Origin of the sequence: Granulicella sp. L46, from assembly GCF_009765785.1 — a bacterium.
Lineage (GTDB): Bacteria > Acidobacteriota > Terriglobia > Terriglobales > Acidobacteriaceae > Granulicella.
The window spans coordinates 716,800-731,603 of sequence record NZ_LMUT01000012.1; the positions used below are offsets into that span (position 1 = coordinate 716,800).

General features: G+C 59.5%; 11 protein-coding genes. 2 read left to right on the forward strand and 9 right to left on the reverse strand.

Going from position 1 to position 14,804, the window contains the following annotated elements; all coding sequences use genetic code 11:
- Window positions 1–196 precede the first annotated feature (196 nt).
- From GSQ80_RS12400 to GSQ80_RS12410, 3 genes are all read right to left on the reverse strand, one after another.
- Window positions 197–1,213: an aldo/keto reductase gene (locus GSQ80_RS12400; protein ID WP_158787928.1), complete on the reverse strand. Its 1,017-nt coding sequence runs from the start codon at window positions 1,211–1,213 to the stop codon at window positions 197–199.
- Window positions 1,214–1,307: 94 nt separating this feature from the next.
- Window positions 1,308–2,360: a YncE family protein gene (locus GSQ80_RS12405; protein WP_158787929.1), complete on the reverse strand. Its 1,053-nt coding sequence runs from the start codon at window positions 2,358–2,360 to the stop codon at window positions 1,308–1,310.
- Between the two features lie 207 nt (window positions 2,361–2,567).
- On the reverse strand, window positions 2,568–2,885 hold the full coding sequence (locus GSQ80_RS12410) for a hypothetical protein (RefSeq protein ID WP_158787930.1): 318 nt from the start codon (window positions 2,883–2,885) through the stop codon (window positions 2,568–2,570).
- A 284-nt stretch (window positions 2,886–3,169) separates the two neighbouring features.
- Between GSQ80_RS12410 and GSQ80_RS12415 the strand changes: the two genes are divergently transcribed.
- The gene (locus GSQ80_RS12415) at window positions 3,170–3,394 is read left to right on the forward strand and encodes a hypothetical protein (RefSeq protein WP_158787931.1); all 225 of its coding nucleotides are present in this window, start codon (window positions 3,170–3,172) and stop codon (window positions 3,392–3,394) included.
- 24 nt (window positions 3,395–3,418) lie between these two features.
- Here the strand turns inward: GSQ80_RS12415 and GSQ80_RS12420 are convergent, their stop codons facing one another.
- The 3 genes from GSQ80_RS12420 to bglX form a co-directional block, all read right to left on the reverse strand.
- Entirely contained in the window at window positions 3,419–3,799 is a 381-nt protein-coding gene (locus tag GSQ80_RS12420) for a hypothetical protein (RefSeq protein ID WP_158787932.1), read from the reverse strand.
- A 226-nt stretch (window positions 3,800–4,025) separates the two neighbouring features.
- The gene (locus GSQ80_RS12425; RefSeq protein ID WP_158787933.1) at window positions 4,026–4,877 is read right to left on the reverse strand and encodes a fumarylacetoacetate hydrolase family protein; all 852 of its coding nucleotides are present in this window, start codon (window positions 4,875–4,877) and stop codon (window positions 4,026–4,028) included.
- 303 nt (window positions 4,878–5,180) lie between these two features.
- Complete coding sequence (gene bglX / locus GSQ80_RS12430) at window positions 5,181–7,505, reverse strand: beta-glucosidase BglX (RefSeq protein WP_254059606.1); 2,325 nt, start codon at window positions 7,503–7,505, stop codon at window positions 5,181–5,183.
- A 322-nt stretch (window positions 7,506–7,827) separates the two neighbouring features.
- Between bglX and GSQ80_RS12435 the strand changes: the two genes are divergently transcribed.
- Complete coding sequence (locus GSQ80_RS12435) at window positions 7,828–8,844, forward strand: LacI family DNA-binding transcriptional regulator (RefSeq protein ID WP_254059607.1); 1,017 nt, start codon at window positions 7,828–7,830, stop codon at window positions 8,842–8,844.
- Window positions 8,845–9,036: 192 nt separating this feature from the next.
- On the opposite strand, the gene GSQ80_RS12440 is transcribed toward GSQ80_RS12435, so the two are convergent.
- The 3 genes from GSQ80_RS12440 to GSQ80_RS12450 all read right to left on the reverse strand — a co-directional run bounded on the left by GSQ80_RS12440 (window position 9,037) and on the right by GSQ80_RS12450 (window position 14,770).
- Window positions 9,037–10,809: a CRTAC1 family protein gene (locus GSQ80_RS12440; protein ID WP_254059608.1), complete on the reverse strand. Its 1,773-nt coding sequence runs from the start codon at window positions 10,807–10,809 to the stop codon at window positions 9,037–9,039.
- Between the two features lies 1 nt (window position 10,810).
- On the reverse strand, window positions 10,811–11,986 hold the full coding sequence (locus GSQ80_RS12445; protein WP_158787935.1) for a lipopolysaccharide assembly protein LapB: 1,176 nt from the start codon (window positions 11,984–11,986) through the stop codon (window positions 10,811–10,813).
- A 105-nt stretch (window positions 11,987–12,091) separates the two neighbouring features.
- Window positions 12,092–14,770 carry a carboxypeptidase regulatory-like domain-containing protein gene (locus GSQ80_RS12450; protein WP_254059609.1) on the reverse strand — a complete coding sequence of 893 codons (2,679 nt, stop codon included), beginning with the start codon at window positions 14,768–14,770 and terminating at the stop codon, window positions 12,092–12,094.
- Between the last annotated feature and the right edge of the window lie 34 nt (window positions 14,771–14,804).

Sequence of the window (14,804 nt, forward strand, 5' to 3'; positions counted from 1 at the left end):
GTCGCGCTCGTCGGGCGATATCCACTCATGACGATTAGACCGTCATGAAGGGGGGCACCCGATTCTGCGCGGAAGCGGAGGCTTCGCGTGGTTGGAAGGTGCAGGGGTTGTGGGGGGTCGGATGGGTGGCGGGTCCTTCGGCTACGCTGCGCTTCGCTCAGGATGACGGAGTTTAGGTGGGAATAGCGGCGCTACTTTAGCCGAGCCATTTGGGGTTGGCGGCGGTGCTGTCGAAGTGGGGGGTGGTTTTGAAGAGCTCGAATTTGCCGGTTAGGGCGGCTTGTTGGGTGCGGTCGAGGATGGATTTTGTTTGCGCTTCGGTGAGGGGTTTGAAGGTGCGCGCCGCTTGTAGGGCCTGGCCGAGGATGGGGAGCGAGTCGCAGCCGGTGATCACTACCGAGACGGGTTGGGAGAGGCCGTAGTGGAGGGCTTCGATGGGCTCGACTGTTTTGCTTTCGAGGATGAAGTGGTCGCCGAAGGTCTTCATCGCGAGGACGCCAATTCCCTGCTGTTTGGCTACGGGGATGACTTGATTCGTGAAGGAACGGAAGTGGGCGTCCATTACGTTGACGGGCATTTGGATGGTGTCGAAGTGGAAGTCGTGGGCCTTGGCGACTTCGAGCATGCGGAGGTGGACGGCGGGATCTTTGTGGCCGGTGAAACCGATGTAGCGGATCTTTCCGGCTTTGCGTGCGGCGATGGCGGCGTGGATGGCGCCGTCGTCTGCGAAGATGCGGTCGGGGTCTTCCATGCGGATGACTTCGTGGAACTGGACGAGGTCGATGACGTCGGTGTGGAGGCGGCCGAGGGATTGCTCGAGCTGCTTGTTGTATTCGGTGAGGGTGCGGCCGTCGAGCTTGGTCATGAGGAAGACTTTTTGGCGGTAGCCGTTGTCGAGAGCATGGCCCATGCGGACTTCGGAGATGCCGTCGTTGTAGTCCCAAGAGTTGTCCATGAACGTGATGCCGTGTTCGATGGCGGTGTGGATGATCTTGATGCTGTCGTTGGCGTCAGCTTGCTTGCCGAGGTGGAAGCCGCCGAGGCCGATGGCGGAGACGGTTTCGCCGGTGGTGCCGAGTTGCCGGTAGATCATGTCGGGGGATTGTGGGCGGGAGCCGGAGGCGGAGCTCGTGATGGCCGGAGTCTGGGCGATGGAGGTGGTGGTGGCGGCCATGCCGGCGGCGGCGGTCTTGAGGAAGTCTCTGCGCTCCATGATGCATCTCCTTAAAGGTGACCGTGCATACGCGGCTTGGGATCGGCGTATGCACGGTTGAGATGCGGAATCGCGGGGGTTGGTGGCAGGCCGATTATTTGCCGATGACGAGGATGCGGAAGGTGTTGGGGATCATGGGTGGGCGGACTCGCTGGCCGGGTTGGGCGGCAGGGGCGGGGCCGAAGTCGGCGGTGGCGGTGATGATGTGGCCGGTCTTGAGGTCGAGGGTTAAGGTGCGGGCGCGGGGTTGGGTTTTGAGGTTTTGTTCTACGTAGAAGTCGGTTGCGGTGGGCTCGCTGCGGTTGGTCACTCGACTCTTGATGACGGCGAGCGTGCCTTCACCCTGGGTGCTGAAGGCCTCCATGGTGTCGGGGTTGAAGGCGGCACCGTCGGAACCTTCGCCGGTGGGGAGGACGGTTATGATTTTGCCGTCGGTGGCGTTGAGGATGACCATGTTTTTCTTGTCGCTGCAGGAGGCGAAGAGGACGTCGTGGACGGCATCGATGGCGAGGCCGGCGCAACCGCCGCTGACGGAAGAGATGTCGTACTTGCCGGTGACGGTGAGGGTGGCGGTGTCGACTACGGCGATGGCGTCTTTGTCTTCGAGGTCGATGAAGAGGTGGCCGTGGTTGTCGACGACGGACTGCTCGACGGCGCCGCCTACGTCGAAGGCCTTGACGATGTCGCCGGTGGCGGCGTCGAGGACGGTGACGTTGGGAGTGACGTGGGAGAGGATGTAGACGTGGTGGGTGGCGGGGTCGTTGAGGAAGCCGTCGGGGCGGCCGCCGGTGTTGATGGTCTTGATGACCTTGAGGGTTTGCGTGTCGAACATGGTGACGGGATTGCTGGTGGCGAAGCCGTGGTGGGTGGCGGGATCGACGGCTGCGCCGTGGGCGGTGCCGGTGGGGACTTCGCCGATGGGGGCGAGGGTGTCGAGGTTATAGACGTGGAGGTTGCCAGTAGGGCCGGAGCGGGCGATGTAGAGCTGGCGGCTGGTGGCGTCGGCGGTGAGGTAGTCCCAGCCACCGTCGCCGCCGATTTTGGCGATGTTGAGGATCTTGTAGGGGCCGGTGGTCTGGGCGGAGGCGAGTGTAGTGGCGAGGGCGGCGGCGGAGAGGAGCAGGGAGAGGCGGCGGGCAGAGGTCATGATGCGATTGAGTATACGTGTGCTGTCTGAAGGGATTCTAAGCGGCAGTCGCAGCCCATCTTAGGCGTATAGTACGCGCCGAAGATGGGCATCCGCGCTTTCAGCTTCCAGCTAAAGCTGACAGCAAAAGCAAAGGCCAATACAGGGGTCTCTCCGCTACGGCCTGGGGCCTTCGGTCGAGATGACGGGATCTTGCGAAGGACGGAGCTACTCCGTCTGCAGCTGGCCGGGGTGGGTACGGGCGCGATTGAGGCGGCCCCAGAGCAGGCGGCGGATTAGGTTGGCGGGGGTTCGGCTGCGGCGCTCGATCTGGCGAGGCTTGATGTCGATGTCGAAGGCGCTGATGAGGCCGGTGATGCGCTCGTCGGTAAAGCCGCGATGGCGAAGGATCTCGATCTCACCTGAGAGGAGGGAGGCGACTTCGGCACTGGTGTAGCGCTCGGGATCGGCGCCGGCGGCTTCGCGGAGCTCGCGGGCAGCGAGGGCGATCTGGTCGATGGTGTACGTTTTGTTGTTGGCAGACATGGTGATCTCCTCCGGGTTTGTGAGCCACGGATGGTGACGGGGGAGAAGGAATCAGGCGCCGGCAACATCCGTGGAGGACTTATCGGCGGGATGAGGCGATTCCATTCGTTGTGCCGTGTTGGGACAGCCGGGGAGGGACGGGAGGCCTGCGAATCCGATTCAGGAATCAGCTTCGGAACGCGAGGAGAGTGTTTGTCCTCGCCACGGGAGAGCCGACCTGATACAAGGAGTGATACGATTCCGGGGCCAGAGTTCCACCGCGCACGCAGAGGAGGAGAGCGGCAATGATAGAGGATCGAAGCTCGAAGGAGCCCGTGAGTCTGAACCGGCTGAATGGGCCGCGGAAGCCGGCTAAGCCGAGTGGGCCGAACTCACGCTGGCCGCAATATGTGCAGTTCCTGGTGGTGGTCGGTATCACCGTGCTGTTTCTGGTGCTCGCGATAAGCATGCAGCAGCATCATTTTCTAAATGGCGAGTTCTATGACAGAAGCCATCCGGCGGATCGCTAAGCGCGTTGTTCCGGCGCGGTGAGGTTAGTCGAGGTGGATTGGGGTGGGAAGCGCTTTGCCCCAGATGAGACGAATCAACTGATCGTTGATGGGAAGCGCCCAGTGCTGACCGGAGGCTTCGGGGCGGGCATCGATATTGAAGCCGCTGAAGAGGCCGTGGATGCACTCGTCGGTGAGGCCGCGTTCGCGCAGGATACGAATCTCTTCTATAAGGAGGGAGTCTGGCTGGGCGGTGGACTGCGTGGCCGACTTCTTGAGTTCGGGGCCGCGGACGAGGTTCGGATCTGCGGGCTGGGGGTGAGGATTCGTCATCTGGACTTCGCATTCCTCCTGCGGCGCCACTTCCTGCCCAGCGATCGTGCGTTGGGAGTACAGGACCTTTATCGGCGCCACGACAACACCCATGAGTCGAACTCTGTGATGGGTAGAGCCTGATAGTAGTCAACGCAGGAGGAATCACGCGTGGTTCGGGGTGATTAATTTGGTGAGTCACCTAGAGAGTCAATAGTGGACTGAATACTTTAAGTGTTCTCTTATGTGTGGTTAACGACCGACGCGATGCTGGTTCTTAGTTCTTAGTTCTTAGTTCTCAGTTCTCAGTTCTCAGTTCTTCGTTCTTCGTTGCCAGGTTTCAGGGGGCTGACTGGATGGTGTTGGTGAGGGTGCCGATGCCTTCGATGGTGACGGTGACGGTGTCGCCGGAGCGCATGAAGAGGGGCGGTTCGCGGGTGAAGCCTACGCCGCCGGGAGTGCCGGTGGCGATGACGTCGCCGGGAGAGAGCGCGGTGAAGGCGGTGATGTAGGCGATGACTTTTGCGATGGAGAAGATCATGTCGCCGAGATGGGCGGACTGGACTTGCTGGCCGTTGAGGTGGGTCTGGATGGATTTTTCGGGGAGTGGGCCGGCTTCTTCTTTGGTCACGAGGGTGGGGCCGAAACCGGCGGTGGCGGGAAAGTTTTTGCCGGGGGTGAATTGGTTGGTGTGGCGCTGCCAGTCGCGGATGGAGCCGTCGTTGAAAAGGGAGTAGCCGGCTACGATGTCGAGGGATTTCTCTTCGGGGACGTGGAAGCCTTGCTTGCCTATGATGACGGCTAGCTCGCCTTCGTAGTCGAAGGCGGAGGAGACGGCGGGGAGGAGCATGGGGGCGTTGTGGGCGGTGAGGGTGTCGGCGAAACGGGTGAAGAGGGTGGGGTAGTCGGCTGGGCGGCGGCCGGTTTCGGCGAGGTGATCTTGATAGTTGAGGCCGACGCAGAGAATCTTCGCGGGGTTGGGGATGATGGGGAGGTATGTGAACTGGCCGGTGGCGTAGTCGGTGGTGAGGGGCTCGGGGAGAGAGGCGATGCGGCCGAGGGATTGGGCGGTGAGGAAGGAGCGGAGGTCGGGGAAGGCGGCGCCGATGTGGCGGCCGAGATCGAAGACGCCGTCAGGACGAGCGATACCGTAGGTGGCGCGGCCTTCTGCTTTGAAGCTTACAAATGCCATTTGCGATTCCCTGCTCTCTTGGCCCGAGGTCGGGCTGTTGTTTGATGGTAGAACAGTCGCGGAGGACGAGCGGTACGGTAGCGCGATGGGCTTGGATCGCGTCACTCGAACATGCCGAAGGAATTACCCCAGCGGCTAAAACCGTGACGCAAAGTCAGTATTTATGGCACGGCTGAAGCCGTGCCCTTCGGCAGAGTGCACCTTCAATTGGGTGTACCCGCGGCTAAGCCGGCAAACAGCAGATTCTCAGAGGGAAGACAGAAAGAAAAACAAGAACTCGGGCAAAGACGTGCCCGAAGATTCTTAGGGCACGAGGTCGAAGGTGGTGTGGGTGGTGGCGGTTTCGTCGGTGCCTGCCCAGAGGTCGAAGGTGCCGGGTTCCATGGACCAGTGGTGGGTTTGAGGGCTCCAGAAGCCTAGATCTTTCGTGTTGAGCGCGATCGTCACGGTGCGAGTCTCGTTGGGCTTGAGTGAGACGCGGACGAAGCCTTTGAGTTCGCGGACGGGGCGAGAGGCGCTGCCGGCGCGCTGGTGGGTGTAGAGCTCGACGACTTCATCGCCCGCGCGGTTGCTCGTGTTTTGCACGTCGACGGAGACTTGGAGCGTGGAGCCGGCGTGAACGGTGGGGGCGGCGATGCGGAGGTTGGTGGTCGTGAACGTGGAGTAGCTTAGTCCGTAGCCGAAGGGGTAGAGTGGCGCGCTGGAGCCGTCCCAATAGCGGGTGTTGGGGGCTTCGGGGATCTGGGTTAGGTTGCGCCCGTAGTTGATCGGGATCTGGCCGATGGTGAGCGGCCAGGCTACGGGAAGCTTGCCGCCGGGATTGGCGTCGCCGGAGAGGAGGTCGGCGATGGCGTTGCCACCTTCGGTGCCGGGATACCACGCTTCGAGGATGACGGGAACATTTTTGGAGGCCCAGGTGATGTTGAGGGGGCGTGCGTTGAGCAGGACGAGGACAATGGGTTTGCCGGTGGCTACTGCGGCTTCGAGTAGCTGCTCTTGCTTGCCTGGGAGGTCGAGGCTGGAGCGTGAGGCGCGTTCACCGCTCATGCTCTGGAGTTCGCCGAGGACGAGGATGGCTACGTCGGACTGGTTGATGAGGTCGAGGGCGTGATGGAACTCGGTGTCGCGCTCGGCGTCGGTGGTCATCGTGGGCTTGGGGCTTGAGAATTGTTCGTCGAAGATGGAGGGCTGCTCGCGTTCGATTTCTACACCCTTGGTGTAGAGGATTTTCGCGGTTGCGTCGTAGCGCTTGTGCAGGCCTTCGAGTACGGTGACGGAGTCGGAGGGATGGCCGGCGAGGCACCAGGAGCCCATGATGTCGGGCTTGGAGTCTGCGAGCGGGCCGATGAGGGCGATGGTTTTGTACTTGCTACTAAGGGGAAGGAGGTTGTCCTGATCGCGGAGGAGGACGGCGGTTTGCGTGGCGATCTTGCGTGCGGTGGCGCGCTGCTCGGGGGTGACCATCAGCGAGGCGGTTTTGGATGGGTCGCTGTAGGGATTCTTGAAGAGGCCGAGCTTGTATTTGGCGATGAGGATGTTGCGAACAGCGTTGTTGATGGCGGCTTCGGTGACGAGGCCCTGGTGGAGAGCTGCGGGAAGCTTGTCCTGGAAGTTGGTGGTGGACATTTCCATGTCGACGCCGGCGTTGAGGGCGCGAACGGCCGCGTCAGTGTCATCTTTCGAGAAGCCGTGGGTGGTGAGGCTTTTGACGGCTGCCCAGTCGCTGACGACCATGCCGTGGAAGTTCCAATCGTCGCGGAGGACGTCGTGGAGCAGGAAGCGGTTGCCGGTGGCGGGCACGCCGTTGAGATCCATATACGCGCTCATGATGGAGCCGGCGCCGGCTTCGAGGGCGGCGTGGAAGGGCGGGAGGTAGACGTTCCAAAGCTGCTCATCGGAGATGTTGGACTCTTCGTAGTCCCGGCCACCGGAGGCAGCGCCGTAGCCTGCGAAGTGCTTGACGCACGCCATGATGTGATCAGGCTCGCCGAGGGTTGCGCCTTGAAAGCCTTTGACCTGGGCTTCGGCCATGCGGGAGCCAAGGAAGGGATCTTCGCCGGCGCCTTCCATGATGCGGCCCCAGCGCGGGTCGCGGGCGATGTCGACCATGGGAGCGAAGGCCCATTGGATGCCGGTGGCGCGGGCCTCGCGAGCCGCCATGGATTGAGCTTGTTCGGCTGCAGAAGGATCCCAACTGGCGGCGAGGGCGATGGGGACTGGGTAGATAGTGCGAAAGCCGTGGATGACGTCGTATCCGAAGAGGAGGGGAATGTGGAGGCGACTCTGTTCGACGGCTACGTGCTGGAGACGATTGATCTCGGCTGCATCGGTGATGAAGAGGAAGGAGCCAACGGATCCGGTGCGCGCGAGCTCATCGGCGGGGCGAGGGGGCGGGCTGTTGAGCGGGACCTGCGTCATCTGGCCGAGCTTTTCGGCGAGAGTCATCTTGGCGATGAGCTTGTCGGCGAATGCGCGAGCTTCTGCATCGGAGGGAGGGATTGGGAGGGGTTGGGTGACCTGATGCGCTGATACGGCGTTCCGTGGAACTGAGATATACGTAGCAGCCCCGATTGAGACGATTGCAACGGCGGAGAACATTAACAGGGATGGGATAGCGCGTGCTCGCATTACAGATCTCCAACCATCAGAAATTCCATCCGCCGGATCAAACCAAGAGACCGTTGCACAGAGAGAGTGCAACGTATCGACCAATAGAGTACCGACATCATAGACAAACGTTTGTTCTTGTGTCTACAGTGAAGGGCCAAGGGTTTGCGATAAGCGTCAAGGATAGTACGGGCGGGTGCGGTTAGCGTATTCATCCGGGTACTGAGGGCGGAAGAATGGCGTGTTTCTGTTGCTATTCTGATGGGAGTGCAATTTGACGCCTATGCGAGATGGTCAAGCGAACGATCCGAGAGCCAAAGCAAAGAGCAGTCACCTGCACAGGGTGAGCCTGAAGGATCTGGCGGCGCACCTGAATTTAAGTCCGTCGACTATATCGTTTGTGCTGAACGACACGCCCGGGCGCTCGATTCCTGAGGCGACTCGCGAGCGGATTCGAGCAGCGGCGATCGAGTTCAACTACAAGCCGAATATGATTGCGCGATCGCTGCTGGGAAAGCCGATGCGCAGTATTGGCATCCTGCTCCCGGTGCTGGGTGAGGGATATCACTCGCAGGTGTTGTCGGGGATCGGCGACTTGTTGATGGAGGAAGGATATTTTTATTTCACCGTTCATCATCGGCATCTGGAAAGCTTGATCACTGAGTATCCGGCGCTGCTGCAGGCGCGGGGAGTGGATGGGATTCTGGCGATTGATACGAAGCTCACCAATCCCCTGCCCTTGCCGGCGGTGTTGATCGCGGGGCATTCGACGTTGCCGGATGTGACGAATGTGGTGCTGGATCATGCGCACGCTGCGCGGCTGGCGCTGCGGCATTTATACGACCTGGGGCATCGGAAGATTGTGTTCATGAAGGGCCAGACGGTCAGTACCGATACGGAGCTTCGCTGGTCGGCGACGATGAAGGTGGCGCGGGAGTTGGGGCTGGCGATCGATGAACACCTGACGATTCAACTGGCGATGGACTCGACGTCTCCGGAGATTAGCTATCCGGGGATTCATGATCTGCTGGAGAGTAAGCAGAAGTTCACGGCGATTCTTTGCTTCAACGATATTTCGGCGATGGGGAGTATTCGCGCGCTGCACGACTATGGGTATCACGTGCCGGATGATGTTTCGATTGTGGGGTTCGATGATATTCAGTCCGCTTCGTATCACGTGCCTAGCCTGACGACGATTCGGCAGCCGCTGAAGCTGATGGGCAGCACGGCGGCGGCGGCGTTGCTGCGACGGCTGGCACATGAAACGCTGCCGGCGACGATTGAGGTGGAACCGGAGCTGGTGGTGAGGGAGTCGAGTGGAGCGCCGCGGGGTGGGGAAAAGAGCGCGAAGAAGGACTAAGCGAAGTCTGACATTATCTTTGCGTTCGGAATGGGAGGGCCTGGGATAAGAAGGCATACCCCAAGGGCTAAAGCCCGGATCTTTGCACGGGCTATGAGACCCGAGCCTGAAGGCTCGGGGTATCCAGAAGGAAAGAAATATCTAGAAGCAAGAAGTGCCTGGAAGCAAAAAGTTGGATTGGTTTGACACTGCCTAGTGCGGTGGTCGGTCGGGTGTGGGTGGGTCTAACAGGACGAGATTGCCGTTCTGTTTGAGTGAGTAAAAATGGTTGGGCTGGAGGTTGGTGAAGGTCTGCGTGTTGCCGTTCGGCCAGATTACCTCGACCTTGTCGATGGTGCGCGCGTTGCCGAGGCCGAAGTGCAGGTGCAGGTCGCTCTGTGAAAGATAACTGCCGCCGCTGCGAATCTCCTGGAGCTGTTGCTGCGTGCCGGTGGTGATGCGGATGCGCGCGTTGAGTGCTAGGCGATTGGTGGGGCTGCCTTCGAGAGCGAAACTTACCCAGTGATTGGATGGGTTGGGCTTTGGTTCGAGAATCATGGGGCCGCCGACGAGATTTTCGATGACGAGATCGAGGACGCCTCGGTGGAAGAGATCGCCTACAGCTAGGCCTCGGCTCACCTGCGGGATGAGTACGGCTTTGCCGGTGGCGGCGCTCATCTCGCGGAAGGTTCCGTTGTGCTGGTTGATGTAGACGAGTTTGGGTTCGCGGTAGGCGATGCCGGCCTTGGCGTCTTCGACTTGCGGGTAGACGTGGCCGTTGACCAGTACGAGGTCCTGCCAGCCGGAGTTGTTGAGATCGACGAAGGCGTCGCCCCAGCCAACGTAGGGGACGCTGGGATGGGCGATGCCGGCTTGGTGAGAGACGTCGGTGAAGCTTAGATTGCCATCGTTGCGGTAGAGCACGGCGTACTCTTCGCTGAAGTGAGAGATCGCGATGCTCAGCTTGCCGTCGTTGAGGTAGTCTCCGAGGGCGATACCCATGTTTGCCTGCTCTACTCCTTCGTCGCTTACGGCTACACCGCTGTTGAGGGCGATGTCCTTGAAATGGCCGCTGCCATCGTTGCGGTAGAGGTAGTTGGGTTCGCCATCGTTGGCTACGAAGAGATCCAGCTTGCCGTCGTTGGCGAAATCGGACCACACGGCGCCGAGGCCGAAGAAGTTGTTGGGGTCGTCTACGCCGGAGGATTTGGAGACGTCGCTGAAGGTGCCGTCGCCGTTGTTGCGGTAGAGGGAGTCGGGCGAACCTTTGAGGCCGCGCGGACCGCACTGAACGGAGACATGATGATACTGGCAGGTGACCTGCGAACCGAATTGTGGGAGGTCATTCATGTTGAAGTCGACGTAGTGGGGGACGAAGAGGTCGGTGTTGCCGTCGGCGTCGTAATCGCCGAAGACGGCGCCGGTGGCCCAGCCGTTGTCGATCGAGAGGCCGGAGGATTTGGTGACGTCGGTGAAAGAGCCGTCTCCGTTGTTGCGATAGAGGACTACGCCGCCGAAACAACTGACGATGAGGTCGGGGCGGCCGTCGTTGTTGAAGTCGCCGACGGCTGCGCCCATAGCCCAGCAGGGATAGCCGACGCCGGCGTGGTCGGTGACGTCGGTGAAGGTGCCGTCGTGGTTGTTGTGATAGAGGGCGCTGCGGGCTTTTTTGTTGGCGAGAGCCATGGCGACGCTGGGCGCATTGGTGAAGTAGATGTCGGGGTAGCCGTCGCTGTCGTAGTCGATGAGGGCCACTCCTCCACTCATGGATTCGACGATGTATTTCTGGTCAGAGCTGGAGAGGTGCTCGAACTGGATGTGGGTGGATGCGGTGATGTCGACGAGTTGCGGGACGCCGATGGACTGGGTAGCGGGCGTGGGCGCGTGCGGGGTGGTGTGGGTTTGCGCTATCGCAGAGGCGCAGGTGAGGATGCTGAGGAACAAGCCTCCGATGATGACGAATGCTGAGTGACGCAACGGCCGCACGTTATTTCCCCGGAGTCTTGTCGGGAGAATCGAGGGTCTTGTAGATGCTTGTCAACTTTTCGTGCATGTCTTTGTACTTAGTGTAGGCGTCGAGCTCGCGCTTGACGTCTTCTGGACGATGTAGTTTGCGATAGACCGTGCTCAGGCGAAAGTGCGCGAGGTAGTTGGAAGGATCGGCGGCAATTACTTGTTCGAGCAGTGGGGCCGCGGCTGCTGGGTTTCCGCGCTCGGTGAGGACGTTGGCCATACCAATTTTAGCGTCCGGAGAGTTCGGTTGCAGTTTGAGCGCTTGCTGGTAGTCTTTTTCGCCGGCGTCCAGGTTGCCCATTTCCACTTCGATATCGCCGAGACGAGTTGCCGCTTTGGCGTCGGTGGGATTGGTTTGGACGGCGAGCTTGTATTGCTCGACCGCCTCGGTGTGGAGGCGCTGATCATCGGATGCGTGGAGGGCTTCGGCTAATTCAAAGTGGATGCCGGGAAGATTGGGATCGAGCGCGAGGGCCTGGCGGAGATTTCTGATCGTGCCCTCGAGGTCGTGGGTGCGCTGGAGCTCGTGCGCGATGGCCTGATGAAGCTGCGCGGAGTTTGGAGCTGCGAGCGAAAGACTGAGCAGGTCCTCTGCCATCATGTTGGAATGAATTTGATACGACGCGTAAAGAAGCTCTGGATCGGTTGGCTTGAGGGCGAGGAGCTGGGCGATGAGAGTCGATGCTTTATCGAGCTCTCCGGTGGCGGTGTAGCTCTCGATTAGCTGCAGGCCGACATCGATCTTGAGCTTGGTCTCGTCGATGTGGGGCAAGGCGGTCTCGAGATCGATGCGCCCCTGGTGGTCGTCGCCGGTCTTACGCTCAGCGATGCCTAGTAGCGACTGAATCTTCCAGAGATTGGGATTGGCTGCGACGACTGCCTTCAGGAGTGGGAGCGCCTGATCATACTTGCCCTGGAAGAAGAGAAGGACTCCGAGGTTGGCGCGGACTTCGAGATTGGAAGGGTCGATGGCCAGCGCGGCCTGCAGTTCCGGGATGGCAAGGTCCGGGCGATTCTGATGCAGATAGGTCTGCACCTTTTGGAGGTGGGATGAAAGCTCCTGCTGGTTGGGCGTCGCTTGCGAGAAGCAAACCGCCGCGAACATGAGCAGAACCAATCCCGCGGAGAGACTTCTTAACTTTGGGTACATACTGTCCAGATGATATCGAGAGTCAAGCGAATCAGCTCGGCTGAGAAAAAGAAAGAGACGGCGAAGGTACTCGCCGTCTCCGGAGGTAGTGATGATTAGTTCACGCTAGAACGAGAGGCGAGCCCCTAGCTGCAGCGCTCTTCCACCAATCTGGATTCCGGTGATCTGGTTTCCGCCATTGCTGGTGGTGGTGTACTCGGTGCCCGGACCGCTGTCTCCAGCTAGCTGACCCTGTGGGGGGCTAAAGCTGGGATGGTTGAATACGTTTTGTGCATCGCAGCGAATCGAGAAAGCCATCCGATCCCAGGGCAGGTGGAACTGCTTGAGGGCCGAGATATTCTCGGTGTTGAATCCGGGGCCGACCAACTGGTTTCTACCCGAGTTGCCGAAGTTTCCGTTTCCGGGGTTGATGAAGGCGGCTGGGTTGTACCACTCCGCAATACCTCTATGGGCGGGCCGTGGGCTGACGCCGGACCAGCTGGGATATTGTGAGCCCGCATTCTGGTAGGTGTTGTCTGTGGCGTAGACCTGGAACGGATTTCCTGACGCTACGATGACCGTGCCGGAAACCTGCCAACCGCCAACGAGGATATCTTCGAACCAGTTCTTATTCAGGAATGGCTTGCCCTTGCCGAAAGGAAGTTGATAGACCACAAATCCCTTGAAGGAGTTGCGGACATCGAAGTTGGAATTTCCATAATTCTTACTGGCATTATTAGCCGTCAGAGTGCTTGCGTATTGATAGGGCGTGGGGCCGGCATGCGTTCCCCAACCAGAGGAATCCTGATCATCAAGGAAGTGGGACCAGGTGTAGTTGGCGCTGAAGCTGAACCCGTGTTGCAGGCGCTTGGTGATGGTGGTCTGCAGCGAATTGTAGTTGGAGATCGCCTGATAGAGGTTTCCGTTGATCTGCTGATAAATCGGATAGGGCACGGCGCAGTTGACGGTCGATCCGGTACCGCAGCCCGAGGTGTCGCTGGATGACAGCTGGTTTAGAGGTACTGCGTTGATGTTGGTGGGGAAGGTAAGGTTGAGGCCGTGGCTGCCCACATAGCTCATGGTCGCTACAGTGTTGGTACTCAACTGCCATTCCATGCCGAAGTTCCACTGATAGATCTTCGGGATGGGAGTGTGGTAGTCGTTGAAGCTTACGGTTTGCCCATTGAACCTGGTTGGGTCCTGGGAAGCCGCTGAGTACGGGAGCGGGCCTGGTGTTCCGCCGCCTAGCGGGAAGAGGGTTCCGGGCCCATCGAACTTGGTGGTTGGATAGATTCCGTTCGACTGGTCGTTGTAGCTACCAGAGGACGAGACAGAAGCTCCCAAGCCGCTGCCGTAGTTATCCGTACTCCAGTTATAGGAGTAGATTCCGAAACCGCCGCGGACGGTGGTGTTGGGATGGACAAGCCAGGAGAAGCCGACTCTCGGCATGACCGTGCTAAATACGTTGGCCTGCAGAGAGCTTCGGCCGTTGGCTTTGGTTTCTCCATACCAATAGGCGCCCAGGGTGCCGGTTGCCGGGTTGGTAACGGTTGGGTCGAATGTGGCGATATTGCCCTTGACCTCGTTGAAACCATGACTAATTTCGTAACGGAGGCCGAGATTGATGGTCAGGTTCTGCTTGATCTTCCAATCATCCTGAACAAACATCTGGGGCTTCTTCAAACGCACGCCGTATTCAGGAGAGACACTGGCACTCCAGTTCCGAGCGTAGCCGAGGAGGAAGTCAGCATACTCTTCGCCCGACTTGCTGTTGGAGGAGGCGACGCCTGAATCGTTGAGTGTCCAATTCTCGGTATAAGAACCGTCGAACACCAAGGTTCCAGCGTTGATGTTTCCCCAGGTAGTCGTGTCGTCGCGGTAGAAGGCAAACTCACCACCGAAGTGGAGGACGTGCTTGCCGCGAATCATGGTCACGACGTCGGAAGGATCGAAGACCATTTCCTTGTATTCAGCGTTGGTGGCTGGCTCAATCCAGGCATAGGGATAATTGCGTTGGAATTGGACCGTGGGAAGAATGTCGGCTTTGGCGAACTGCCAGCCAAGCTTGGCGGGATAGCCCAAGCCAGTACCAGCGTCCTGGAAGAAGTTGAGCTGAGATGTAAAACCCATTCTGGCTTCGTTGACGGTGCGCGAGCTGATATTCCAAACATCGGTAACCTGTGCATTGTTGTTATCTACGTCACCGATCTGGCAACCGACCGGGCAGAAGGCTACAGGAGAAGCGCCATTTTCAAGTTCGTCGCCTTGCGTATCAGATAACGTCAGGCGGTTGTTTTGAGTGATCGCATAATCCAACCGTCCGAAATACCTCTTCCATGGCCGGGGCACTGGATATTGCGAGTAGAAGTTGTTGGTGAGAACGCCGGCGCTATTGACGGTTGCGTTCGATACGAAGTTACCGTAGGGGATGTGGTTTTCAGGTGTTGGATAAAACTGCTGAAAGTTATTCGAGACCGTATCGATCATGCCCGCGGGAATGGCGTTGGTTCCATACTCACTGAGGAAGCTCTGACGAACGGGGTATGGATGGCCTGCCGAATCCGTCATAATGACTTGCGTCGTGGGATCGTAAATCAGGTACGGAGCTGTTGGGTTGGCTGCGATGTTACCGCTGAAATCGCCAGCCATAATTGGAGCAGTTGGCACGGTCTGGTAGCCGGCACTGACGGCGTTATTGTGAATCTGGTCGTAGCCGAAGAAGAAGAACGCCTTGTGCTTCAGCCCAAAGAATGGGATAGGACCGCTGAACGTTCCGCCGAAGTCGTCGTAGTTGAGGTAGGGCACGGACTCTTTGTTACCAAAACCGTAGTTGGCCGCG